The organism is Nocardioides sp. CF8 (genome assembly GCF_000389985.1).
Lineage (GTDB): Bacteria > Actinomycetota > Actinomycetes > Propionibacteriales > Nocardioidaceae > Nocardioides > Nocardioides allogilvus.
This window is the reverse complement of the sequence record NZ_CM001852.1, coordinates 3,602,049-3,624,841: the sequence shown is the minus strand read 5'-3', so window position 1 is coordinate 3,624,841 and position 22,793 is coordinate 3,602,049. Positions and strand designations below refer to the sequence as shown.

General features: G+C 71.4%; 20 protein-coding genes. 15 read left to right on the top strand and 5 right to left on the bottom strand.

What is annotated here, in order from left to right:
* Window positions 1–33: 33 nt before the first annotated feature.
* The gene (locus CF8_RS17650; protein ID WP_010834464.1) at window positions 34–516 is read right to left on the bottom strand and encodes an Lrp/AsnC family transcriptional regulator; all 483 of its coding nucleotides are present in this window, start codon (window positions 514–516) and stop codon (window positions 34–36) included.
* 94 nt (window positions 517–610) lie between these two features.
* Here CF8_RS17650 and CF8_RS17645 point away from each other — a divergent pair, with 94 nt between their 5' ends.
* From CF8_RS17645 to CF8_RS17630, 4 genes are all read left to right on the top strand, one after another.
* Complete coding sequence (locus CF8_RS17645; protein ID WP_010834463.1) at window positions 611–1,783, top strand: trans-sulfuration enzyme family protein; 1,173 nt, start codon at window positions 611–613, stop codon at window positions 1,781–1,783.
* Between the two features lie 141 nt (window positions 1,784–1,924).
* Window positions 1,925–3,082 carry a CaiB/BaiF CoA transferase family protein gene (locus CF8_RS17640; protein ID WP_010834462.1) on the top strand — a complete coding sequence of 386 codons (1,158 nt, stop codon included), beginning with the start codon at window positions 1,925–1,927 and terminating at the stop codon, window positions 3,080–3,082.
* A gap of 274 nt (window positions 3,083–3,356) precedes the next feature.
* A complete protein-coding gene (locus tag CF8_RS17635; protein ID WP_010834461.1) occupies window positions 3,357–4,874 on the top strand; it encodes a DEAD/DEAH box helicase in 1,518 nt (505 codons plus the stop codon).
* Window positions 4,875–5,053: 179 nt separating this feature from the next.
* A complete protein-coding gene (locus CF8_RS17630) occupies window positions 5,054–5,740 on the top strand; it encodes a CPBP family intramembrane glutamic endopeptidase (protein WP_036491363.1) in 687 nt (228 codons plus the stop codon).
* Here the strand turns inward: CF8_RS17630 and CF8_RS17625 are convergent.
* The gene (locus CF8_RS17625) at window positions 5,720–6,634 is read right to left on the bottom strand and encodes an NAD(P)H-binding protein (RefSeq protein WP_010834459.1); all 915 of its coding nucleotides are present in this window, start codon (window positions 6,632–6,634) and stop codon (window positions 5,720–5,722) included. The two genes, CF8_RS17630 and CF8_RS17625, sit on opposite strands and share 21 nt — an antisense overlap.
* Window positions 6,635–6,726: 92 nt before the next feature.
* Here CF8_RS17625 and CF8_RS17620 point away from each other — a divergent pair, with 92 nt between their 5' ends.
* From CF8_RS17620 to CF8_RS17610, 3 genes are read left to right on the top strand one after another with little or no spacing between them, the layout of a single operon-like run.
* A complete protein-coding gene (locus tag CF8_RS17620) occupies window positions 6,727–7,233 on the top strand; it encodes a VOC family protein (RefSeq protein WP_010834458.1) in 507 nt (168 codons plus the stop codon).
* The gene (locus tag CF8_RS17615) at window positions 7,230–8,393 is read left to right on the top strand and encodes a luciferase domain-containing protein (RefSeq protein ID WP_010834457.1); all 1,164 of its coding nucleotides are present in this window, start codon (window positions 7,230–7,232) and stop codon (window positions 8,391–8,393) included. Before CF8_RS17620 ends, CF8_RS17615 begins: the two co-directional genes overlap by 4 nt.
* Window positions 8,390–9,148, top strand: coding sequence for a 2-keto-4-pentenoate hydratase (locus CF8_RS17610; RefSeq protein ID WP_010834456.1), 759 nt, complete (start codon window positions 8,390–8,392; stop codon window positions 9,146–9,148). Before CF8_RS17615 ends, CF8_RS17610 begins: the two co-directional genes overlap by 4 nt.
* Window positions 9,149–9,158: 10 nt before the next feature.
* Here the strand turns inward: CF8_RS17610 and CF8_RS17605 are convergent, their stop codons facing one another.
* Together CF8_RS17605 and CF8_RS21190 are read right to left on the bottom strand one after the other, a co-directional pair.
* A complete protein-coding gene (locus CF8_RS17605; RefSeq protein ID WP_010834455.1) occupies window positions 9,159–10,457 on the bottom strand; it encodes a cation:proton antiporter in 1,299 nt (432 codons plus the stop codon).
* Window positions 10,457–11,068, bottom strand: coding sequence for a MerR family transcriptional regulator (locus CF8_RS21190; protein WP_051204259.1), 612 nt, complete (start codon window positions 11,066–11,068; stop codon window positions 10,457–10,459). The genes CF8_RS17605 and CF8_RS21190 overlap by 1 nt, the downstream gene beginning before the upstream one ends.
* Before the next feature lie 98 nt (window positions 11,069–11,166).
* On the opposite strand from CF8_RS21190, the gene CF8_RS17595 reads away from it, so the two are divergent.
* The 4 genes from CF8_RS17595 (at window position 11,167) to CF8_RS17580 (ending at window position 16,930) form a co-directional block, all read left to right on the top strand.
* A complete protein-coding gene (locus tag CF8_RS17595) occupies window positions 11,167–12,375 on the top strand; it encodes an acetyl-CoA C-acetyltransferase (protein WP_010834453.1) in 1,209 nt (402 codons plus the stop codon).
* Between the two features lie 35 nt (window positions 12,376–12,410).
* A complete protein-coding gene (locus CF8_RS17590; protein WP_010834452.1) occupies window positions 12,411–14,603 on the top strand; it encodes a 3-hydroxyacyl-CoA dehydrogenase NAD-binding domain-containing protein in 2,193 nt (730 codons plus the stop codon).
* A 130-nt stretch (window positions 14,604–14,733) separates the two neighbouring features.
* Window positions 14,734–15,426, top strand: a complete 693-nt coding sequence (locus CF8_RS17585; RefSeq protein WP_036491359.1) for an ABC transporter ATP-binding protein — start codon at window positions 14,734–14,736, stop codon at window positions 15,424–15,426.
* The gene (locus CF8_RS17580) at window positions 15,410–16,930 is read left to right on the top strand and encodes a hypothetical protein (RefSeq protein ID WP_010834450.1); all 1,521 of its coding nucleotides are present in this window, start codon (window positions 15,410–15,412) and stop codon (window positions 16,928–16,930) included. Before CF8_RS17585 ends, CF8_RS17580 begins: the two co-directional genes overlap by 17 nt.
* A gap of 171 nt (window positions 16,931–17,101) precedes the next feature.
* Here the strand turns inward: CF8_RS17580 and CF8_RS17575 are convergent, their stop codons facing one another.
* Complete coding sequence (locus CF8_RS17575; protein WP_010834449.1) at window positions 17,102–17,716, bottom strand: RDD family protein; 615 nt, start codon at window positions 17,714–17,716, stop codon at window positions 17,102–17,104.
* A gap of 275 nt (window positions 17,717–17,991) precedes the next feature.
* Between CF8_RS17575 and CF8_RS17570 the strand changes: the two genes are divergently transcribed.
* The 4 genes from CF8_RS17570 (at window position 17,992) to CF8_RS17555 (ending at window position 22,762) form a co-directional block, all read left to right on the top strand.
* On the top strand, window positions 17,992–18,618 hold the full coding sequence (locus CF8_RS17570) for a PadR family transcriptional regulator (RefSeq protein WP_010834448.1): 627 nt from the start codon (window positions 17,992–17,994) through the stop codon (window positions 18,616–18,618).
* Window positions 18,615–19,334 (top strand): ABC transporter ATP-binding protein, encoded by a 720-nt coding sequence (locus tag CF8_RS17565; protein ID WP_010834447.1) that lies wholly within the window; start codon window positions 18,615–18,617, stop codon window positions 19,332–19,334. The genes CF8_RS17570 and CF8_RS17565 overlap by 4 nt, the downstream gene beginning before the upstream one ends.
* Complete coding sequence (locus CF8_RS17560) at window positions 19,331–22,006, top strand: FtsX-like permease family protein (RefSeq protein WP_036491357.1); 2,676 nt, start codon at window positions 19,331–19,333, stop codon at window positions 22,004–22,006. The genes CF8_RS17565 and CF8_RS17560 overlap by 4 nt, the downstream gene beginning before the upstream one ends.
* A 156-nt stretch (window positions 22,007–22,162) precedes the next feature.
* Complete coding sequence (locus CF8_RS17555; protein ID WP_010834445.1) at window positions 22,163–22,762, top strand: TetR/AcrR family transcriptional regulator; 600 nt, start codon at window positions 22,163–22,165, stop codon at window positions 22,760–22,762.
* Window positions 22,763–22,793 lie beyond the last annotated feature (31 nt).

The following is a 22,793-nucleotide window of genomic DNA, read 5'->3' as shown; positions in this document are numbered from 1 at the left end:
AGACCTATGCAACTAGTTGCAAGGGGTGGTGCGTCACAGCACCCCGGCGCCCACCATCTCCTCGAAGACGATCTGGGTCTCGGTGTGCCGCACGATCGGGTGCACGTTGATGTGCTCGAGCACGAGGTCTCGCAGCTGCTGGGTCGAGGCGACGGCGACCTGGAGGAGGTAGTCGTCCTCGCCGCCGACGTGCAGGATCCGCACGACGCCCGGGATCGCGGGGAGCGCCCGGTGGAACGTCGCCACGTGGTCGCGGTTGTGGCTGCCGAGCCGCACCTTGATCACTGCCTGGATGGGGAATCCGAGCGTGGCCAGGTCGACGTCGGCGTGGATGCCGCGCACGATGTCGCGCTCGCGCAACGAGCGCACGCGGGCCAGGCAGGTCGACTCGGCGATGCCCACCCGCGCCGCCAGGGCCGAGTTGGTGACCCGGCCGTCCTCGGTCAGCTCGGACAGGATGCGCAGGTCGACGGCGTCGAGCGCCGCATGTTCTGTCGCTGGAATGGGTCGTGGCATCGGAAATCCTCGGATTCTGCGGCGTGTGCGCCGATCTCGGCATGCTTCTGCGAACTACATTCCCTTCTCCCGCTGATTCTTCCACGATGGCCGTATGACCAGCCTCGACACCCAAGCCGTCCACGCCGGCCGTGGAGACCTCTCGGCGCTGGGCGTGCACGCGCTCCCGCTCGACTTCTCCACCACCAACCCGCTGCCCTCGATCGGGCTGGGCGGGGACTCCTACGAGTCCATGGCCACTGGCGGCCGTCCCACGGAGGGCGGGCTGGTCTACCAGCGCCTCTGGAACCCCACGGTGGCCCGTTTCGAGGAGGGTCTCGCGACCCTCGAGCGGACCGAGGCGGCCGTCGCCTTCTCGACCGGGATGGCCTCCATGACCGCTGCGGTGCTCGCCGCTGTCGCCGAGCACGGCTCCGGCGGCCGCCACGTCGTCGCGGTTCGCCCGTTGTACGGCGGAACCGACCACCTCCTCGCGTCGGGCACGCTCGGCATCGAGACGACCTTCTGCACCGCCGACGAGGTTGCCTCGGTCGTCCGGGCCGACACCTGTCTCGTCGTGCTCGAGACGCCCGCCAACCCCACGCTCGAGCTCGTCGACATCGCGGCCGTGGTCGATGGAGCAGGCGCCGTACCCGTGCTGGTGGACAACACCTTTGCCACGCCGGTCCTCCAGAACCCGGCAGCCCTGGGCGCGGCGCTCGTGCTGCACAGCGCGACGAAGTACATCGGCGGCCACGGTGACGCGATGGGCGGCATCATCGCCTGCGACGAGCAGTGGGCCGGGGCGCTGCGCCGGGTGCGTGCGGTCACGGGGGCGCTGCTGCACCCGATGGGCGCCTACCTGCTGCACCGCGGGCTGGCCACCCTGCCGCTGCGCATGCGCGCCCAGCAGGAGGGCGCGAGCAAGCTCGCGACGTGGCTCGCGGAGCAGCCCGGCGTCGGCGATGTCTTCTTCCCCGGCCTGCCCGAGTGCGACCCGCTGCACCTGGTCGGACGCCAGATGCGCGGCCCCGGCGCCGTGCTCGCGTTCCGGGTCGAGGGCGGGTACGCCGCAGCCGCCCGCGTCACCGAGGCGGTCGCGCTCTTCACCCACGCGGTCTCCCTGGGCGGCGTCGACTCGCTGGTCCAGCACCCCGCCGCGCTCACCCACCGGCCGGTGGCCAGCGAGGCCAAGCCCCACGACGACCTGCTGCGGCTCTCGATCGGCCTGGAGGACGCCGACGATCTATGCGCCGACCTCGCGCAGGCGCTCGCGGCGGCTCGCTGATTCCCCGCATAAGCGGGGGAATCGAGGGTTCTGGGGTGTTGCAACACCCAGGAAGGTGACGATCCCCCGCATCAGCGGGTTTTCATGTGGCGCTGAGACGGCCCCTCGCAACCGTGACAGTGTTGGTGTCATGATCAGTGCATGACGTATGAACTCGGTCAGGGCACCGGTCCGCTCAAGGGAGTCAAGGTCGTCGAGATCGCCGGCATCGGGCCCGGCCCGCACGCCTGCATGATCCTCGCCGACCTCGGCGCCGACGTGATCAGGATCGATCGCCCGGGTGGCGGCATGTTCGGCAGCGGTGAGCACGACGTGCTGACCCGGAGCCGCCCGAGCATCGCGCTCGACCTCAAGAAGCCCGAGGCGGTCGCCACCGTCCTCGACCTCGTCGAGAGCGCCGACGTGCTGATCGAGGGCATGCGTCCCGGCGTCACCGAGCGGCTCGGCCTCGGCCCCGACGACTGCTGGGGACGCAACCCGCGCCTGGTCTACGGCCGGATGACCGGCTGGGGCCAGGACGGCCCGTGGAGCCAGGCGGCCGGCCACGACATGAACTACATCGCCATCACCGGCGCCCTGCACGGCCTCGGCCAGGACCGCAGCCGCCCGCACTTCCCGGGCAACCTCGTCGGCGACTTCGGCGGCGGCTCGACCTACCTCGTCATCGGCGTGCTCGCCGCGCTGCTCGAGGCGAAGACCAGCGGGCAGGGCCAGGTCGTCGACGCGGCGATCGTCGACGGCACCGCCCACCTCAACGCGATGGCCACGACGCTGACCACGCTCGGGGTCGCCAGCGACCGGCGCGCCAGCGGCCTGCTCGACGGCGGCACGCCCTACTACGACATCTACGAGACCGCCGACGGCCAGCACATGAGCGTGGGGGCGCTCGAGCCCCAGTTCTACGACGAGCTCGTACGGCGCCTGGAGATCGACCTCCCGGACCGCAACGACCTCTCGAACCTCGGCGCGATCCGCGAGGCGCTCGCGGCGCGGTTCAAGGAGAAGACCCAGGCCGAGTGGTCGGAGGTCTTCGACGGCACCGACGCGTGCGTGGCCGCGATCATCCCGCTCAGCGCAGCCCCCGCCCACCCGCACCTCGCGGCCCGGGGCACGTTCGTCGAGAGCGCCGGCATCACCCAGCCGGCGCCGGCTCCGCGGTTCTCCCGCACGGTCTCCACGATCACGATGCCGCCCGGGGGAGCCGGTGCCCACACCCGCGAGGCCCTGACGGCCTGGGGGGTCGCAGACGTCGATGCCCTGATCGAGAGCGGCGCCGCCGTACAGAAGGGCGACTCCTGAACGCTCGAAGATGGCGGTGTCCGACGTTCACCCAGTGACTGGCGGACACCGCTGTCTCTCGCGCGAGCGGGGGAGTGACGTGAAGGTCACACCGCGAAGATTCACAGGAACATCAGGAGTCCCACTAAGGTTGTGGACGAAGTCGCCTCGGCCAGTCTTGCCCCGAGTCGCAGCAGGCCCAGCAACACCACGGGTCCGCTTACCTCGAAATCCTTTCGAGGCCATGCCGCGCTCTGCGCGATGTGTTGGCGAGACGCCAACGAAAAGGTTCCACATGTCTTTCGCCGACTTCGGCGTGCCCTCCATGCTCATCGACATCCTCGAGAAGCAGGGCATCACCACCCCCACTCCCATCCAGGCCGCGACGCTCCCGGACTCCCTCGCGGGTCGCGACGTCCTCGGCCGGGGCCGCACCGGCTCCGGCAAGACCTACGCCTTCCTGCTGCCGCTGGTCGCGCGCCTCGACGCCTCGAAGATGCCGGCCATGCCGCGCAAGCCGCGTGCGCTGATCCTCGCCCCGACGCGTGAGCTCGTGGGCCAGATCCACGCCGCGCTGAAGCCGATGGCCGACGCCGCCGGCCTCTCCACGATCGTCGTCTACGGCGGCGTCAGCCAGGGCCCGCAGACCACCGGCCTGAAGAAGGGCATCGACATCGTTGTCGCCTGCCCGGGTCGCCTCGAGGACCTGATGCAGCAGAAGTACGCCGACCTGTCCGCCATCGAGGTCACCATCCTCGACGAGGCCGACCACATGGCCGACCTGGGCTTCCTGCCCGGCGTGCGCCGGATCATGGACAAGACGCCGCAGGACAGCCAGCGCCTGCTCTTCTCCGCCACGCTCGACAAGGCGATCGACGTCATCGTCAAGCGCTTCCTGACCAACCCCGTCACGCACGAGGCCGACTCGGCGCAGGCGACCGTCTCCACGATGTCGCACCACGTGCTGCACGTGAACCGCGACCAGCGCGTCCCGATCCTGGTCGACCTGACCAGCGCGCCGGGCCGCACGGTCGTGTTCACCCGCACCAAGCACGGTGCCAAGGCGCTGACCCGCCAGCTCAACAAGTCCGGTGTCCCGACCGTCGAGCTGCACGGCAACCTGTCGCAGAACGCGCGCACCCGCAACATGGAGGCCTTCCACTCCGGCAAGGCCGCGACCCTCGTCGCGACCGACATCGCCGCTCGTGGCATCCACGTCGACGACGTCGCGCTCGTGATCCACGCCGACCCGCCGGTCGAGCACAAGGCCTACCTGCACCGCTCCGGTCGTACGGCGCGTGCCGGCGCCGAGGGCACGGTCATCACCCTCATGACCGACGAGCAGGTGCGCGACGTGCGCGACCTGACCCGTCTCGCGGGCATCAAGCCCACCACCACGAAGGTGCACGGCCCCGGTCACCCGATGCTGGTCGAGCTCGCCCCCGGCGAGCGCAGCACGCCCGGCGGTCTCGTCCCCGACGTGGCCCCCTCCGGTGGCGGTTCGTCCAACGGTGCCAACGCCCAGCGCAAGCGCGCCCGCAGCACCGGCCAGACCAACGGCCAGTCGCGTCGGGGCAACCCGACGGGCGGCGCCACCGCGACCGGCGGTTCCGCCGGTTCCACGGGTGGCGGCCAGCGTCGTCGCTCCGGTGGCGGCCAGGGTGGCCAGGGTTCGACCGGCGGCTCGGCCGGCGGTTCGACCGGCGGCGGTCGCGGTCGTCGCAGCAGCGGCGGCGGTGGCGGCGGCAACCGGAGCCAGGGTGCCTCGACCAGCGGTCGCTCGCACTCGGCTGCCGGCTTCTCCGGACGCTGATCCCGCACTGATCGGTCGGCCCCCGGGCCGCCGCTCCACAGCACCGCACTGCGGTGGTGTTGCCACTCCTGCGGTGGCACACCACCGCGTTTGCGTCTCCGGGGCCGCACTGCGGTCGAGTGGCGGAGTCGGCGTGGACGGGCGGACCCGGTATCTGGCCGGGTCCTAGGGTGAGCAGCATGCTCGACTGGCTGCGCCGATCCCTGTGGACCGTGGTGCCGCGCGACCAGCGCGACACCACCGAGGCCCTGCGTCGACGTCAGGTCGTGACCGTCGTCGTGGTGCTGGTCGGGGCGGCCGTGCTCGGCTGGTCGCTGCGCATCGAGCCCGGCAGCGACCTGTTCTATGCCGGCACGGCCCTGCTCGCGCTCGTCTGGGCGATCGGGGCCGTCCTCAGCGGCCGTCTCCACCTCGGTCGCATCCCCCGCGACGCGACGCACGCGCGACCGGTCGTCGCGCCGGTGCTACTCGGGCTGCTGCTGGCGGCGGTCTTCGTGGTCGGCGGCCTCGTCGTCCGCGAGATCGAGTGGCTCGACCGTCAGGTGCGATCGGTGCTCGACTTCGCCGACCAGGGCTCGATCCCGCTGCTGCTGGTGATCACGGTCGTCAACGGCGTCGCCGAGGAGCTCTTCTTCCGTGGCGCCGCCTATGCCGCGATCCCGCGCCACCCTGTCGTGTGGACGACCGTGGCCTACTTCGTCGCCACGCTCGCGACCGGCAACATCATGCTGGCCTTCGCCGCCGTCCTGCTCGGTGCCGTGTGCGGCCTGCAACGACGCGCGAGCGGCGGCGTGCTCGCGCCGATCCTCACGCACGTCACCTGGTCGGTGGCGATGCTGTTCGCGCTACCCGCGATCTTCGGCTGAGCTCGGGCGAGCCTGACGATCGGCCAGCGCGCGCCGTACGGACTGCTCGTAGGTCAACGGGTCGCCGGGGACCAGGTCGCGGATCGAGGTGTCGCGCACGATCACCTCGGTCGACATCGAGTCGATGAGGTTGCGCCCGGTCGTGGCGTCGACGTCGGTGACGAGCGCGAGCCAGTAGGACGAGAGCCGCGGGGTCAGCACCGGCACCGTGACGATCGGGATGCGCCGGCCGCCGGCCACCTCGGAGGCGACCTGCATCATCTCGAGGTAGGTCAGCTGCTCGGGGCCGCCGATCTCGAAGACCCGGCCGAGTGCGGCCGGCTCGTCGACGACGCCGACGAGGTAGCGCACCACGTCGTCGATCGCGATCGGCTGGGACAACGTGTGCACCCACTTCGGCACGACCATCGCGGGCAGGTTCTTGACGAGCTGGCGGGTGATCTCCCACGAGATGCCGCCGTCGCCGACGACGATCGCGGCCCGCAGCGTCGTGACCGGGACGCCGTCGGTGCCGAGCAGGCCCTCCACCTCCCGGCGCGAGCGCAGGTGGGCGGAGAGGTGCTCGTCGTCGGCGCCGAGCCCGCCGAGGTAGACGATCTGGCGCACGCCGGCGTCAGCCGCGGCGCGGCTGAAGTTGCGCGCGGCCTGGGCGTCCTTGCGCTCGAAGTCGGGGTCGTCGAGCGAGTGCACGAGATAGATCGCGACGTCCGCGCCCGCCAGCGCCTCGGCGAGCGACGCCGGATCGTCGACGTCGGCGCCCACGGGCTCGCCGGTACCGGCGTAGTCCTCGGGCCGGCGCGTCATCGCGCGCACCGTGTGGCCGGCGTCGGTCAGGGCGGGGACCACCCGTCGACCGACGAAGCCGGTCGCACCGGTCACAAGGACTGTCGTCATGCCGGTCAGCCTCGCACGGCGGCGGGAATGGATGCGGGATGACAGTGGTTAAACCTTCAACTATCATGGTCCCGAACGAAAGCGAGAGCACCATGCCCATCCCCGCGGTCCGGCTCAACCACGCCGTCCTCTTCGTCGCCGACCTCCAGCGCTCGATCGACTTCTACACCTCGGTCTTCGACATGGAGGTCGCAGCCACGGAGCCCCGTGCCCATGCGGCCTTCCTGCGCCTCACGCACGGCGGCAACCACCACGACCTCGGCCTGTTCGGCATCGGCGCCGACCAGGTCAAGCGGCCGGGGATCGGGCTCTACCACCTCGCCTGGCAGGTCGACACGATCGAGCAGCTCGAGCTGGCGCGGCTCAGCCTTGCCAACCACGACGCCTACACGGGTGAGTCCAGCCACGGCGCCACCAAGAGCGTCTACGGCAAGGACCCGGACGGCAACGAGTTCGAGGTGATGTGGATGCTGCCGCGCGAGGACTGGGGCCGCTTCGAGCACGAGGCCCCGGTCGAGCGGCTCGACCTCGCCGCCGAGGTCCGCGCCTGGGCGGGCGTCCGCACCGCAGCCGACAACATTCCGGTCGTGGCCCGATGACCGCCTTCGCCGACCCCGTGGTCGCCTGGGCCGCCGGTCAGGACGACCCGTCCCGCCCGCTGGTCGTGCTGCTGCACGGTCGCGGTTCGAGCGAGACCGACATCATCGGGCTCGCCGGCCACCTGCCGGAGGGTCCGTCGTACGCCGCTGTGCGCGCGCCCATCGGCGAGGGCGGCGGCTATGCGTGGTTCGCCAACCGCGGCATCGGCCGCCCGGTCGCGGAGAGCCTGGCCGAGACCATGGCGTGGTTCCGCGGCTGGCTCGACTCGGTCGCTCCCGCAGGCCGGCCCGTGGTCCTCGCGGGCTTCAGTGGCGGAGCCGCCTTCGCGGGTGGACTCGTCCTCGCCGATCCTGCGCGGTACGCCGCTGCCGCGATCCTCTACGGCACGCTGCCCTTCGAGGATGCCGGCGTCCCGGTCGAGCCGGGCCGCCTGACCGGGCTGCCGGTCTTCGTCGCCCAGGGCGACCAGGACCACGTCATCCCCGCCGAGCTGCTGGCTCGCACCTGGTCCTACCTGCTCGGCGCCTCGGGCGCGGCCGCGTCCGCCCGGCGCGACCCGGGTGGCCACGGCCTCACCCAGGGCACGGCCGCCGAGCTCGCCGAGTGGCTCACGCACCGCCTGGCCTGGCTGGCCCGGCGCGGGGCGGAGCCCGTCGGCCTGGCCGCGCAGCCCGTGTCGTGGCCGACCCTGGCCGGCGGCACGCTCCCCGCCCGGACCGGGGAGCGGCCGCAGGTGCACTTCCGCATCCCCCAGGCCCAGCTCACCGACAACTCTCCCGCGCACCTGCAGGAGGCCCTGTTCGAGCGGATCTCCGCACTCGGCGGCATCACGAGCGGGCAGTCGATGATCTCGGTCCCCGGCGCCCGCGGCTTCGTCGCACCCGCCGCCGACGGCCCCGACGACGCCTTCCTGGTCGCCGAGGTCAAGGAGTTCGCCCACCTGCACCCTGCGCACGACGGGTCGCTCCACCTCGCGCTGCCCCTCGACCTGGCCGGCGACGCGATCGCCCAGGGCTGGGCGCAGTCGCACATGTGGGCGGGCGTGCGCCTCTCGCCCGGGTTCCTCATGGTCTACGGCCCCCGCGACGACGCGGAGCTCGAGGTCGTGGCCGGCATCGTCGAGGCGTCCTACAGCTACGCGCGCGGCGAGCTCGGATGAGCCTCGATCCGCACGAGGCCGCGGCGCTCCTCGCTGCTGCGCGCGGCGATCGCCGTACCCTCCAGCGTTTCAGCGACACCCTCGACGGGGTGGACGAGGCGTGGGGCCACGCCGTCCAGGACGCCGACCGCGTCGCGCGGACGGCCGCGGGGGAGCGTGTCGTCGGCGCCAAGCTCGGCCTCACCAGTGCGGCCAAGCAGCAGACCATGGGCGTGCACCAGCCCATCGTCGGCTTCCTGACCGACGCGATGGCCGGCGACGTGCTGGACCTCGCGAGCCTCGGGCAGCCGCGCGTCGAGCCCGAGATCGCCTTCCGGCTCGGCGCCGTGCTCGATCGCGCGATCACACCTGACGAGGTGGCGGACGTCGTGGACGGTGTCGCCGTCGCGCTCGAGGTCATCGACTCGCGCTGGACGGGCTACCGCTTCCGGCTCGGCGACGTGCTGGCGGACAACACCAGTGCGGCCGGCTTCGTGGTCGGGGAGTGGGCGCCGCTGCGCGACGTCCGCGGCGCGGAGGCGCGCTGGTTCGTCGACGGCGAGCTCGTCGCGACCACGTCTCCGGCCGCGATCCTCGGCGACCCGGTCCTGGCCCTGGTCCACCTCTCCGAGCACCTGGCGGCACGCGGTGAGAGCCTGCCGGCGGGCGCGCTCGTGCTCGCCGGTGCCATGACCGACGCGGTGCCGGTCGCCGGCCACTCGTCGTTCCGGGTCGAGGTCGGCGGCCTGGGGGCGGCGTCGCTGTCGGTGACCTGAGGACTCGGGTTCAGCGGCCGGCAGCGCGGCGAGCGTCCAGCCGCGTCATGGCCGGCGTCGCGGTGACCCCGTGCAGGAGCACGGAGACGACCACGGTGAAGGCCACCGTCGACCACAGCCACGACTCGCCCGGCACGTCGTGGTGGCTGGTCGCGTAGGCAAGGTAGAAGAGCGAACCCACGCCGCGGACGCCGAAGAACGCCACCGCCAGTCGCTCGCCCCGGCTCAGCCCGCCGACGAGCCGCTCTGCTCGCGGGAGCGTGGAGAGTGCGGCGTACCCGGCCAGTGGCCGCACCACCAGCACGAGAGCGAGGGCCAGCGCCACCCCACGCCAGTCCAGGTGTGCCAGCAGCCCGCGAGTCATCGCCATGCCGAGGACGAGCAGCACCAGCAAGGTGATGAGGCGTTCGAGCCGCTCGACCAGGGCGTGCATCTCCCGCTGGTAGGAGTGTCGCCGCTCGGCTGCGCGCAGGTTCATCGCGCACGCGAAGACGGCCAGGAACCCGTAGCCCCCGAGGAGCTCCGCGGCGCCGTACGTCGCCAGCAGCCCGGCCAGAGCCAGCAGTGGCTCGCCGTGGTCGGCCAGCCGGAGGCTGTCCGTGCGGGCCCGGAAGGCCTGACGGCCCAGAAGCCACCCGGCCACGAGGCCGACCAGAACGCCGAGGACGATCTTGCCGACGACGTACCAGCCCAGCCAGGTGCCGGCATCGAGGACTGCGAAGCCCCCCGCCAGCAGCAGCAGCGCGAGGTGGACGAACGGGAACGCCAGCCCGTCATTGAGGCCCGCTTCGGCCGTCAGCGAGAACCGGATGTCGTCGTCGGGATCTTCAGCGTCGCCGATGTCCTCGGTGAGCGGCTCACCCACCTGCACGTCCGAGGCGAGCACTGGGTCGGTCGGTGCCAGCACGGCACCGAGCAGCAGCGCGACGGCCGGCGCCAGGCCCGCGACCCACCACCCGATCAGTGCGACGCCAAGGACCGTGGCGGGCATCGTGACAGCGAGGAGCCGCCAGACCGGGGACCAGGTGCGCCATGACGTCCTCGAGCGCAGGTCGAGCGCGCGGTCGATCGCCAGGCCGACGCCCATCAGTGACACCAGGACGCAGAGCTCGGTGACGTGCAGGATGACCGTCCGGTTGGCCTCCGGCTCCAGGCTCACCCCGTCCGGCAGCGGCAGCAGCCCGATCAGCATGCCGACCGCGACGAGCACCATCGGGGGCGACAGGGCGATGCGCCGGGTCGCCTGCGGCAGGACGATCGCGAGCAGCAGCGCGAGGCCGAGGATGAGGTAGACGGCGGCGCCGGTCATCAGGTGCGCTGGGCCGATCCCCGGCGCTCGTAGGAGTCGGCGCTCGCGTCCATCGCCTGCTCGTAGGCGCTCACCAGGCCCGCGATGGTCAGCGGCTTGAGCCGGTGGACCAGCTCGCGCAGGGTCTCCACGTCTCCGCCGGCGTCGCGCACGGCCGGCCAGACGTGGCGGCGCACGATCTCGGAGAGCTCGTCGGCGACCTGCTGGCCGTGGCGGGCATAGACCTCGGCGACCGCCTCCGCAGCGGAGGTGGGTACGCCGATGCCGACGAGTCCGTCATGGACGTCGACGTCGCTCTCGCCGGTCACCGGGGCGAGCAGCGAGAGGTGCAGCGCGATGTCGGACGGCGTCGCGTCCTCGGGGATGCGATCGACGTAGCCCTTGATCGCGGAGAGGGTGAAGCCGTGGTTCTGCAGCTCGCGGACGAGCTCGAGCCGGGCGACGTGGTCGGCGGTGTAGTAGCCCGAGCGACCGCGGCGCAGCGGCGGTGGCACGAGCCGCTTGCTGGTGTAGAAGCGGATGTTGCGCACGCTGATGCCGACCCGCTCGGTCAGCTCGTCGAGCGTGAGCAGCAGCGGCTGCTGGAGCTCGTCGAATGCTGCGGGTGCCATGCGGCGTACCTCCTCCGGACCTGGTCGTGGGTGCCGATCGTAGTGAATCAGGCCACACCCCTTGACCATTGTGACAGTAATGGTGTCACAATCACTGCATGGCAGAAGCATTCATCTATGACCACATCCGCACCCCGCGTGGCAAGGGCAAGGCCGGCGGCTCCCTCAACGAGGTGAAGCCGATCGATCTCGTGGTCACCCTCCTCGACGAGGTCAAGACCCGAAACCCCGGACTCGACCCCGCCCGTGTCGACGACGTCGTCCTCGGTGTCGTCAGCCCCGTGGGCGACCAGGGCGCCGACATCGCGAAGACCGCGGTGATCGCTGCCGGCTACCCCGACACCACGGCTGGTGTGCAGCTGAACCGTTTCTGCGCCTCGGGCCTCGAGGCCGTCAACCAGGCCGCGCAGCGGATCCGCTCCGGCTGGGAGGACCTGATCCTCGCCGGTGGCGTCGAGTCGATGAGCCGCGTGGCGATGGGCAGCGACGGTGGCGCCTGGGCGATGGACCCGCGCACTGCGCTCGACACCCACTTCGTGCCCCAGGGCATCGGCGCCGACCTGATCGCCACGGTCGAGGGCTGGAGCCGTGAGGACGTCGACACCTACGCCGCCGAGTCGCAGGCCCGCGCGGCCAAGGCGCAGGCCAACGGCTACTTCGACGGTTCGGTCATCCCCGTCCGCGACGTCAACGGCCTCGCCGTGCTCGAGCGCGACGAGTTCATCCGCCCCGGCACGACGGTGGAGTCGCTGTCCGGCCTGAAGCCGTCCTTCGCCTTCCACGGCGACCTGGGCTTCGACGACGTGGCGCTGCAGAAGTACCACTGGATCGAGAAGATCAACCACGTCCACCACGCCGGCAACTCCTCGGGCATCGTCGACGGCGCCTCGCTGATCGCGATCGGCTCCGAGCAGGTCGGCACCGACCTCGGCCTCACCCCCCGTGCCCGCGTCATCGCGACCGCGGTCAGCGGCGCCGACCCGACGATCATGCTCACCGGACCCGCGCCGGCTGCCCGCAAGGCGCTGGCCAAGGCCGGCCTGGGCGTCGAGGACATCGACCTGTTCGAGATCAACGAGGCGTTCGCCGCCGTCGCCATGCGCTTCATGCGCGACATGGGCATCTCCCACGAGATCACCAACGTCAACGGTGGCGCCATCGCGATGGGCCACCCGCTCGGTGCGACCGGCGCCATGATCCTCGGCACCCTGGTCGACGAGCTCGAGCGCCGCGACCTGCGTCGTGGCCTGGCCACGCTCTGCGTCGGCGGCGGCATGGGCATCGCCACCATCGTCGAGCGCGTCTGACACCGGACCCGAACTCCTAAGGAACCTGACAAGAGATGACTGAGAACCAGAGCGCCATCCGGTACGACCGCGACGCCGACGGCGTCGTCGTGCTGACCCTCGACGACCCGACCGCCAGCGCCAACACCATGAACGAGCTGTACGGCCGCAGCATGGAGGAGGCCGTCGCCCGCCTCGAGGAGGAGAAGGACGAGATCACCGGTGTGGTGATCACGTCCGCCAAGAAGACCTTCTTCGCCGGCGGCAACCTCAAGGACCTGCTGTCGGTCGGTCCCGACCAGGCGCAGGAGATCTTCGACAAGAGCCAGGCCCTCAAGGCCCAGCTGCGTCGCATCGAGAAGCTCGGCGTGCCGACCGTGGCAGCCATCAACGGCGCCGCGCTCGGTGGCGGCCTCGAGATCGCGCTGGCCTTCAACCACCGCATCGCGGTCGACGGTCGCTACGAGATCGGCCTGCCCGAGGTCACCCTCGGCCTGCTGCCCGGCGGCGGCGGCGTCGCCCGCGTCACGCGCCTCCTCGGCGTCTCGTCCGCCCTCATGGACGTCCTGCTCCAGGGCCAGCGCTACAAGCCCGCGGCCGCCCAGGCCAAGGGCCTGGTCCACGACCTCGTCGCCACCCAGGACGAGCTGCTCCCCGCCGCGAAGGCGTGGGTGCTGGCCAACAAGGACAACGACGAGGCCGCGACCCAGCCCTGGGACCGCAAGGGCTACAAGATGCCCGGTGGTACGCCGTCGCACCCCTCGCTCGCGCAGATGCTGCCCGCCTTCCCGGCCGGCCTGAAGAAGCAGCTCAAGGGTGCGCAGTTCCCCGCTCCCGAGGCGATCATGGCCGCGTCCGTCGAGGGCGCCCAGGTCGACTTCGAGACCGCGGCCCGCATCGAGTCGCGCTACTTCGCCAAGCTGGTCACCGGCCAGAACGCGAAGAACATGATCCAGGCGTTCTTCTTCGACCTGCAGCAGATCAACTCCGGCGCGCTGCGTCCCGAGGGTGTGCCTGCCTTCAAGCCCACCAAGGTCGCCGTGCTCGGCGCCGGCATGATGGGCGCGGGCATTGCCTACGTCTGTGCGCGCGCCGGCATGGAGGTCGTCCTCAAGGACGTCGCGCTGGAGTCCGCCGAGCGTGGCAAGGCATACTCCGCGAAGATCAACGAGAAGGCCGTCTCCCGCGGCAAGCTCACGCAGGAGAAGTCCGACGAGCTGCTCGCCCGGATCACCCCGACCGACAACGCCGCTGACACCAAGGGCTGCGACCTCGTCATCGAGGCCGTCTTCGAGGACCCGTCGCTGAAGGCCAAGGTCTTCGCCGAGATCGCCGAGCACATCAACCCCGACGCGCTGCTGTGCTCCAACACCTCGACGCTGCCGATCACCGAGCTGGCCCAGGGCGTCGACCGCCCGGCCGACTTCATCGGCCTGCACTTCTTCTCCCCGGTGGACAAGATGCCGCTGGTCGAGATCATCGCCGGCAAGGAGACCAGCGACACCGCGATCGCCCAGGCGATCGACATCGTCCAGCTGATCAAGAAGACCCCGATCGTCGTCAACGACAGCCGTGGCTTCTACACCTCGCGCGTCATCGGCACGCAGATCAACGAGGGCATCGCGATGCTCGGCGAGGGTGTCAGCCCGGTCAGCATCGACCGCGCCACCACCATGGCCGGCTTCCCCGTGGGTCCGCTGCAGATCACCGACGAGCTCAACATGGAGCTCATGGCAAAGATCCGCAAGGCCTCGCGCGACGCCGTCGAGCGTGACGGTGGCACCTGGGTCGTCAACGGTGCCGAGAAGGTCATCGACAAGATGATCGAGCTCGGTCGCTCCAGCAAGCTCAAGGGCGCCGGCTTCTACGACTACGACGAGTCCGGCAAGCGCCTGGGCCTGTGGTCGGGCCTGGCCGAGGAGTTCCCGGTCGCCGAGGAGCAGATCCCGCTCCAGGACATCCAGGACCGCCAGCTCGTGGTCGAGGCCATCGAGACGATCAAGTGCTTCGACGAGGGCGTCCTGCGCTCCGCCGCCGAGGCCAACATCGGCTCGATCTTCGGCATCGGCTTCCCGCCCGCGACCGGTGGCGCGATCCAGTACGTCAACGGCTTCGAGGGCGCAGCGGGCCGTGGCCCGGCCGGCTTCGTGGTCCGGGCCCGCGAGCTCGCCGCGAAGTACGGCGAGCGCTTCGAGCCGCCGGCCTCCGTGGTCGCCGTGGCCGAGGCCGGGGGCACCTACCCCGCCTGACGCGTCAAAGTTCCCCAAGAGGTGCAGGAGTCCCCGGTTAAGCGGGGACTCCTGCACCTCTCGCCCGTTGCAACGGCCAACAAGTGAGGGTTTCCCCGCCTAGGCGGGGACTTTGACAGAGGATGATCCCGTGACCCCCGTGATCGACATCCGCGCCCTGCACGTGCGCTTCGGCGAGGTGGAGGCCGTGGCCGGCATCGACCTCGCCGCGGACTCCGGCCGGGCGACAGCGCTGCTCGGTCGCAACGGTGCGGGCAAGTCGACGACGATGAAGGTGCTGGCGGGCGTCGTACCCCCCACGTCCGGCACCGTGCTCGTCAACGGCCACGACGTCGCCACCGACCCGCTCGCCGTGAAGCGCACCGTCGGCTACTGCCCCGACGTCGGCGGGCTCGTCCCGCGCGCGACGCCGTGGGAGCACCTCCAGCTCACCGCCCGGCTGCGGCGGATGCCCGACTGGGAGGCCCGCGGCCGCGACCTGCTCGAGCGCTTCGAGCTCGGCGACGTCGCCCACCGGGTCGTCGGCGGCTTCAGCCACGGCATGGGCCGCCGGCTGTCCGTCGTGCTCGCCGCCCTGCACGAGCCGGCCGTGCTGCTGCTCGACGAGCCCTTCGACGGCGTCGACCCGATCGGCGTCGAGGCCACCCTCGAGGTCGTCGCCGACGCGCGCGCCCGTGGCGCCTGCATCCTGCTGTCCACGCACCTGCGCGACCTCGCCCTGGAGGCGTGCGGCTCTGCGATCGTCCTGCGCGGCGGCTCGAGCGTCGCCGAGATGGACGCCGCCGAGCTCACCGTCGAGGCCTACCGTGCGCTCCTCGACTGAGACCTGGTCCGGCGCCACCGCCGACCTGCGCCACCTCCTCCGCTTCCGGTCCGGGACCGTACGGCGACCGCGACTGACCGCAGTGGCCGTGGCCGTCGTCGTGGGACTGACGGTCGTGCTGGCCGTGGCACCGGCCTGGATCACGGGCCTGCCCGCCGACCGTGCGCGCCAGCTCGAGGACCTGCTGCCGGCCGCGTTCGCCGGCTTCCTGCTGCTCGGCATCGGTGCCTCGATGGGCGGGGGCGGCGGCCGTGAGCTCCTGCCCCGCGAGCAGGCCGTCATCCACCCCATCGGGCCGGTCACCGAGCACCTCGGTGCGCTGGTGCTCGCTCCGCTCAACCTCGCCTGGCTGCTGCAGGCATGGGCGCTGCTCGCGGCCACGGCGCTCTCCGTCGGGCCGCAGGGACTCCTCGGGGCGCAGGCCGTCGTCGTGCTCTGGCTGCTCGTCGCCACGGCGCTGGCGCAGGTCGTCGGCTGGTCGGTCGAGGGCACCCGCCGTACCCGGCACGGAGTGCTCGTCGTCCGCACGCTCACCGTCCTCGTCGGCGTGGCCCTGCTGGTCGGGCAGGTCGCCGGTCGCCTCGACGACCTGGTCCGGGTGCTGCCGACCACGGCCCTCGCGTCCTCGTTGGGCGACCCTGGCTGGCCGCTGGTCGGGGCCCTTCTCGTCGCGGTGCTGGGCGTCGCGGTCGCCGTCGGCGCCGTACCCGCCCGCTGGGCGCTCTCGCTGCCGCCGCGCGAGGAGCTGAGGGTCGAGTCGGGCGTCCACGAGGCCCGCCCAGCTCCGGTCGCACGGTTGCTCGGCGACGACCTCGCCCTGCTGAGGCGGCTGGACCGCGGCTCGGTCTGGCGCTCGGTGGGGATGCGTCGCGGCCTGATCGTGCTGGCCCTCGGCCCCGCTCTCTTCGCACTCGGTGGTGGCCTGGAGTGGGACACGATCCTGATCCTGCCGGGGCTCGGGGCGAGCGGTGCCGTGCTGCTCTACGGCGTCAACGCCTGGTGCCTCGACGGTCGCGGGATGCTGTGGCGCGAGAGCCTGCCCGTCGAGCCCGCGCGGATCTTCGACGCCCGCACCCTCGTCACCGCCGAGTGCCTCGTCGCCGTCTCCGCGGTCCCCGTGCTGGTCGGGTCGGTGCGCAACGGCCTGCCGTCGCAGCAGGTCGCGATCGCGCTGGTCGTCTGCTGGCTGGTCGCGGTGGTGCAGGTGCTCGCGATCTCGATGAAGTGGTCCGTACGGCGCCCGTATGCCGTCGACCTGCGCTCACCGCGCGCCACCCCGGCCCCGCACACGGCGATGTTCGGCTATGCCGCGCGGCTCTCGCTGGTCACGACCCTGACCGGGATGCTGTTCGTCGGCGCGGCCGGGGTCGACGTGTGGTGGCTGCCGCCGGCCATGGGCGCGCCGTTCCTGCTCTGGTCGAGCGTCCGGCTCGTCCGCGCCCGGCGGCGCTGGCTCTCCGCGCTGGCCCGGGCGGAGATCGCGCTCACCGTCGCGGCCGGCTGATCGCCGTACGCCCGGAGTGGTCGGCGCGCCGGCCACACCACCGCAGTGCGGCCCTGATGACGCTCCTGCGGTGGCAGACGACCGCAGGAGCGTCCAGGACACGGTGTGACAGCGCAGCCGACATGACTCGACCCGCCCGGTCTCCCGGGCGGGTCGGAGGGTGGAGCTGGATCAGCCCTTCGGCTGGTCGATGACGTAGGTGCCGATCACCTTGTCGGCGAAGGTCTGGCGCTTGGAGTCCCACAGCGGCCAGAGGAAGCCGAGGTAGCAGGGAAGCGCGTCCAGGATGTGCGCGAGCTGGCGCACGAACGACATGCCGGCGCCGATCGGCTGGCCGGTCTCGGCCTTGACGAGCTTGATGCCCATCACGCCCTTGCCGATGGAGTAGCCCGTCCGACCCTGCTTGATGCAGCTGTTCCAGATGAAGAACGCGAGTCCCATGATGATGCCGAGGCCCATCAGCGCGAGTGCCAGGCCGCTGGCACCGCCGCCGGTGTTCGTGACCTCACCGGTGACCGGGTCGGTGGTGAGCTCGGCGCTGCTGGCGGCCATGATCGAGCCGACGATGTAGAGGGACTGGGCCAGCATTCCCAGGAGCCCGTCGATCACCGCCGCGCCGACCCGCTTGCCCCAGTGGGCGAAGGTCACGCCCTGCGGCACGCCGCCGTAGCCAGCGGGGTCGTAGGACTGGGCGCCGTAGGGGTTGACGGGCTGGCCGTAGGGGTCCTGGCCGGACGGGCCGGGCTGGCCGTAGGGGTCGGATGGCGGGTTGCCGTAGTTGGACATGTTTCCCCCTTGGGAAGTCGTGGAAGTGCGGCCGCCCTCAGGAGCGCGCGTCGAGGTACCTCCCCCGAATGCGGGTCGCGAAACCCGGAGCCTGCCACCTGTGGATGTCGGTGTCACGGCTTGAGTGGGGTTCTTGGCGGATGCCGCACCGAATGCCAGCACTTGAGCGTCCAGATGGACGCTCAAGGGAGAAAGGGCCCTGCATACCCGGTATGCATACGTGGTATACATCTCCCAGCGTCGGTCACGGGGGCCGACGACGAGGAGGGGACGCGATGTCGGTCCGACAGGCGATGCTCGCGCTGCTGGAGCCGGGGCCGATGTACGGCTACCAGCTCCGCGCGGAGTTCGAGCAGCGCACCGGGGCGACCTGGCCGCTCAACGTCGGGCAGGTCTACACGACCCTGTCCCGGCTCGAGCGCGACGGCCTGATCGAGCACGACGAGCACGTCGACGCGGCGGGGGCCGCAGACGCGACCGATCGAGCAGCCCAGGTGATGTATCGCATCACCCCCTCCGGCAGGGGCGAGGTGTCGGCGTGGTTCACCACGCCGGTGCCTCGCACCCAGCCGCCCCGCGACGAGCTCGCGATCAAGCTCGCCATCGCGGTGACCCTGCCGGGCGTCGACGTCACCTCGCTGATCCAGCAGCAGCGTACGGCGACGATGACCGCCCTCCAGGACTACACGCGCCTCAAGCGCACCGGTCGCGCATCGCGGCCCGACCAGCCCGAGGACCTCGCGTGGTCGCTCGTGCTCGACTCCCTTGTCTTCGACGCCGAGGCCGAGATCCGCTGGCTCGACCACTGCGAGGCCCGGCTCCGGCGCGCCGCAGCCGAGGGCCACCTGCACGTCCCTGCCCGTCCGACCCGGACGGCCGACTCCGAGGAAGTTCGCCCATGAGTGCCGTCGTGCTCCACCTGGACAACGTGACCCGTGTGCACGGCGAGGGTCCCACCGAGGTGCACGCCCTGCGCGGCGTCAGCTTCAGGGCCTGCGCCGGCGAGCTCGTCGCCGTGATGGGCCCGTCCGGCTCCGGCAAGTCCACCCTGCTGACCATCGCGGGCGGGCTCGACGAGCCGACGAGCGGCACCGTCAGCGTCGAGGGCGCGGTCCTGGGCAGCCTCGGCAACGCCGGACGAGCCCGCATGCGGCGTACGTCGATCGGCTACGTCTTCCAGGACTTCAACCTGATCCCCGCGCTGACCGCGGCGGAGAACGTCGCCCTCCCGCGCGAGCTCGACGGCGAGCGCAGCAAGGCGGCGCGCCTGCTCGCGCTGGCCGCGCTCGAGGAGGTCGGCATCGTCGATCTGGCGGACAGGTTCCCCGACGAGATGTCGGGCGGTCAGCAGCAGCGGGTCGCGATCGCGCGCGCCATCGTCGGGGAGCGGCGGCTGATCCTTGCCGACGAGCCGACGGGTGCGCTGGACACCGACACCGGCGAGGAGATCCTGCGCCTGCTGCGCAACCGCTGCGACGCGGGCGCGGCCGGGGTGCTGGTGACGCACGAGGCCCGGCACGCCGCCTGGGCCGACCGCGTCGTCTTCCTCCGCGACGGCCTGATCGTCGACGAGTCCGGGGCCGACGTGGCCGACGAGCTGCTCGAGGTCACGCCGTGAAGGGTTGGCGCCCTGCCCTGAGGCTGGCGTGGCGAGACGTGCTCCGGGCTCGTGGCCGCAGCATCCTGGTGCTCTTCATGATCGCGCTCCCGGTGCTGGCAGTGACGGCTGCTTCCGTCGTGCAGGCGACCGCCGACGTCAGCTCGCTCGAGGGGGTCGAGCGCACCATGGGCTCGGCGCAGGCGCGGGTCCATCCGACGGGCGGAAGTGCCGTCCTGCAGGCCCCGGACCCCGGATCCGGGATGTGGACCCAGACCGGCTCGGGGGAGGCGTCGACGTCGGCCGAGCTCGCTGAGGCCCTGGGCGGTCGCGACTTCATCACCATCGCCGACGGTCACGCCAACATCCCGCTGGGTGATCGCCGTGTCACGGCCTTGGCGACCGAGGTCGACCTGAGCAGCCCACTCGCCGAAGGTCTCTTCGACCTGCGCGTGGGTGAGCTCCCTGCCCGACCGGGTGAGGCCGTCGTCAACGACGCCTTCGCCGAGCGCGGAGTCGCCATCGGCGACGCTCTCGAGGTGCTCGGTCACGACGTCACCGTCGTCGGCATCGGCCGCGACGCCGAACACCGCAAGGAACTGACGGTCATCTCACCGCCGGGCAGCTTCGGCGACCACTTCACTGGCGATCGGGTCGCGCCCGACTGGTTGGTCGGCGGAGACCCGGTGCTCTGGTCGGACGTGCTGGCGCTCAACGAGCTGGGTGCTCTCGTCCACTCGCGCGCAGTGCTGACCGACCCGCCTCCCGTCGTCGAGATGGCCGAACGCATGGGCTACGACACGGGCCGCGGCCTCTACATCACGGTCGCGGCGCTCGTCATCACCATGGCGCTGCTCGAGGTGGTGCTGCTCGCCGGCCCGGCCTTCGCGGTCGGAGCCCGCCGCCAGGCGCGCAACCTCGCGCTGATGGCCGCCTCCGGTGGCACGCCGCGCCAGGCCCGCCGCGTGGTGCTCGCGTCCGGCATCGTGCTCGGGGGCCTCGCGGCCCTGATCGGCGCCGTGCTCGGTGTGCCGCTCGGGTTTGTCCTCCTGCCTGTCGTCCAGCGGTTCAGCAACGCTTGGTTCGGCCCCGACGACGTCAACTGGCTGGTGGTCTCCATCGTGGCCGCCTTCGGCCTCCTGAGCGCACTGCTCGCCGCGGTGGTGCCGGCCTGGCTGGCCTCGCGACAGGACGTGGTCGCCGTACTCTCCGGACGTCGTGGCGACCCGCCACCGTCCCCCCGCACGCCGGTCCTCGGGGTCCTCCTGCTCGGCGCCGGCATCGGGCTGTCCGTCGCCGGAGTCCGGCGGGGTCACCTCTTCAACTTCTACGAGGCGGGCCAGTACGCCATCGCCTTCGGTGCCGTCGTCTCCGTGTTCGGGATGATCTTCATCGTGCCGCTGGTCGTGACCTTGTTGGCACGGTTGTCCGGGAGCCTGCCCCTCGTGATGCGGTACGCCGCCCGCGACGCCGCCAGGCACCGCACCCGCACCGTCCCGGCGATCGCCGCGGTGGCCGCGACCGTGGCTGGCGTCGTCGCGCTCGGCATCGCCAACACCAGTGACGAGAAGCAGAACCGCGAGACCTACACGCGCTCGTTGCCGATGGACACGGGCCTGATCAACATCTATCCGACGGAGTCCATGGACGGCTCCGCTTCGGTGCCTCCTTCCCAGCAGACGTGGGACCGGGCGCAGGCCATCGTGCGGGCGCAGGCGCCCGAGATCGACACGGAGCTGGTGGAGGGGCTGCGTTTCGCAAGCGATGCAAATGCCTTCGTCCACGTCAGCCTCTCCGTTCCAAGTGCGCAGATGCTCTTGTCCGGGTGGGGCGGCACTCTCGGCTCGGACCTGCTGGTCGGCGAGGTGGTCCCCGGCTTCCTCGAGGTCGACGACGAGGGAGGCGCGCGTGCTGCCCTCCAGGCAGGAAAGGCCGTTGTCCTCACCGACCACCCTGTCAACCTCGATGAGGTGACACTGACGATGGAACGGTGGGACGGGGAAGGCGACGAGACTGCCTCCACGTCGAGTCTGACCTGGCCCGCCCACTTCGTCGAGACGGACGCCGAGATGCCGCCGACGCAGGCCATCATTCCCGCCGCGTTCGCCGCGGAGCTCGACCGGCCCGTCGAGACGGTCGCCCTCTATCTCGGGGGCGAGATCTCGAAGGACCAGGAGCAGGCGATCCGCGAGGAGATCACGGGCCTTGATGCGAATGCCTACCTCATCGTCGAGCGCGGTTACGAGACCCCCGACGAGATCTTCATCCTGCTGCTCGTCCTCTTCACCCTCGGCGGCGTGCTGATGCTCGGCGGGACGCTGACCGCGACCTTCCTGGCGCTGTCCGACGCCCGTCCCGACCTGGCCACCCTGTCCGCAGTGGGAGCGGCTCCGCGTTCGCGGCGAGGAGTCGCTGCGTCGTACGCACTGGTCGTCGGTTTCGTCGGGGGCGTCCTCGGTGCGCTGGTCGGCTTCATCCCAGGGGTGGCGATCACCTATCCGCTCACCGGATCAGCCGGGCAGTCCTGTTCCTCGGGCGCCGACGGGATGCTCGTCTGCGAGTCAGCCGGGCCGTTCCTCGACATCCCGTGGTTGCTCATCCTCGGCCTCGTCGTGGCGCTGCCCCTGCTCACGGCGGCGATCGTCGGCCTGACCGCGCGCTCACGGCTGCCGCTGGTGACCCGGCTGACCTGAGGGGTCGTCGGTTTCACGGCTTGAGTGGGGATCTGAGCGGTTACAGCGCCTGATGCCGTGGCTTGAGCGTCAATATGGACGCTCAAGCGGGAGTCGCGCGTCCACCCACTAAAAGTCAGTCTTGACTGTTTGTTGATCTGGCCCCACGATGGGTGCGTGACGACGACCGCCCGCGTGCCCCAGGAGCAACGCAGTCGCGCGATGCGGCTGCGCCTGCTCGAGGCGACGGTCGAGTGCCTGGTCGAGCGCGGCTACTCCGGTACGTCGACCACGCTGGTCAGCACGCGCGCCGGCGTCTCTCGCGGTGCCCAGCTGCACCACTTCCCGACCAAGAACGACCTCGTCGTCGCGGCCGTCGAGCACCTCACCGTCCTCCGGGGTGCCGAGATCGCCGACGCGGTGGCGGGGCTGCCGACCGGGCGCAGGCGGACCCGCGCCGTACTCACCATGCTGGGCGACCACTTCGCCTCGCCGGTCTTCACCGCCGCCCTCGAGCTGTGGGTCGCCGCGCGCACCGACGAGGCCCTGCTCGCCGCGGTCGGACCGCTGGAGCAGCGGGTCGGGCGCGAGGTGCACCGGCTCACCGTCGAGGCGCTCGGCGCCGACGAGTCGCAGCCCGGCGTGCGCGAGCTCGTGCAGGCCACCCTCGACCTCGTCCGCGGGCTCGGCCTCGCCAACACCATCTCCGACGACGCCGCCCGGCGCCGTCGGATCCTCGACCACTGGGCCGACGTGCTCGACCGGGAGCTGGCGTGACCGGCTGGGGCACCAGATCGGGGTCGTACGG

Excerpts from the sequence above, each read along its gene's own strand:
- CF8_RS17650 (WP_010834464.1), bottom strand. The coding sequence starts at position 516 with ATGCCACGACCCATTCCAGCGACAGAACATGCGGCGCTCGACGCCGTC.
- CF8_RS17645 (WP_010834463.1), top strand. The coding sequence starts at position 611 with ATGACCAGCCTCGACACCCAAGCCGTCCACGCCGGCCGTGGAGACCTC.
- CF8_RS17640 (WP_010834462.1), top strand. The coding sequence starts at position 1,925 with ATGACGTATGAACTCGGTCAGGGCACCGGTCCGCTCAAGGGAGTCAAG.
- CF8_RS17635 (WP_010834461.1), top strand. The coding sequence starts at position 3,357 with ATGTCTTTCGCCGACTTCGGCGTGCCCTCCATGCTCATCGACATCCTC.
- CF8_RS17630 (WP_036491363.1), top strand. The coding sequence starts at position 5,054 with ATGCTCGACTGGCTGCGCCGATCCCTGTGGACCGTGGTGCCGCGCGAC.
- CF8_RS17625 (WP_010834459.1), bottom strand. The coding sequence starts at position 6,634 with ATGACGACAGTCCTTGTGACCGGTGCGACCGGCTTCGTCGGTCGACGG.
- CF8_RS17620 (WP_010834458.1), top strand. The coding sequence starts at position 6,727 with ATGCCCATCCCCGCGGTCCGGCTCAACCACGCCGTCCTCTTCGTCGCC.
- CF8_RS17615 (WP_010834457.1), top strand. The coding sequence starts at position 7,230 with ATGACCGCCTTCGCCGACCCCGTGGTCGCCTGGGCCGCCGGTCAGGAC.
- CF8_RS17610 (WP_010834456.1), top strand. The coding sequence starts at position 8,390 with ATGAGCCTCGATCCGCACGAGGCCGCGGCGCTCCTCGCTGCTGCGCGC.
- CF8_RS17605 (WP_010834455.1), bottom strand. The coding sequence starts at position 10,457 with ATGACCGGCGCCGCCGTCTACCTCATCCTCGGCCTCGCGCTGCTGCTC.
- CF8_RS21190 (WP_051204259.1), bottom strand. The coding sequence starts at position 11,068 with ATGGCACCCGCAGCATTCGACGAGCTCCAGCAGCCGCTGCTGCTCACG.
- CF8_RS17595 (WP_010834453.1), top strand. The coding sequence starts at position 11,167 with ATGGCAGAAGCATTCATCTATGACCACATCCGCACCCCGCGTGGCAAG.
- CF8_RS17590 (WP_010834452.1), top strand. The coding sequence starts at position 12,411 with ATGACTGAGAACCAGAGCGCCATCCGGTACGACCGCGACGCCGACGGC.
- CF8_RS17575 (WP_010834449.1), bottom strand. The coding sequence starts at position 17,716 with ATGTCCAACTACGGCAACCCGCCATCCGACCCCTACGGCCAGCCCGGC.
- CF8_RS17570 (WP_010834448.1), top strand. The coding sequence starts at position 17,992 with ATGTCGGTCCGACAGGCGATGCTCGCGCTGCTGGAGCCGGGGCCGATG.
- CF8_RS17565 (WP_010834447.1), top strand. The coding sequence starts at position 18,615 with ATGAGTGCCGTCGTGCTCCACCTGGACAACGTGACCCGTGTGCACGGC.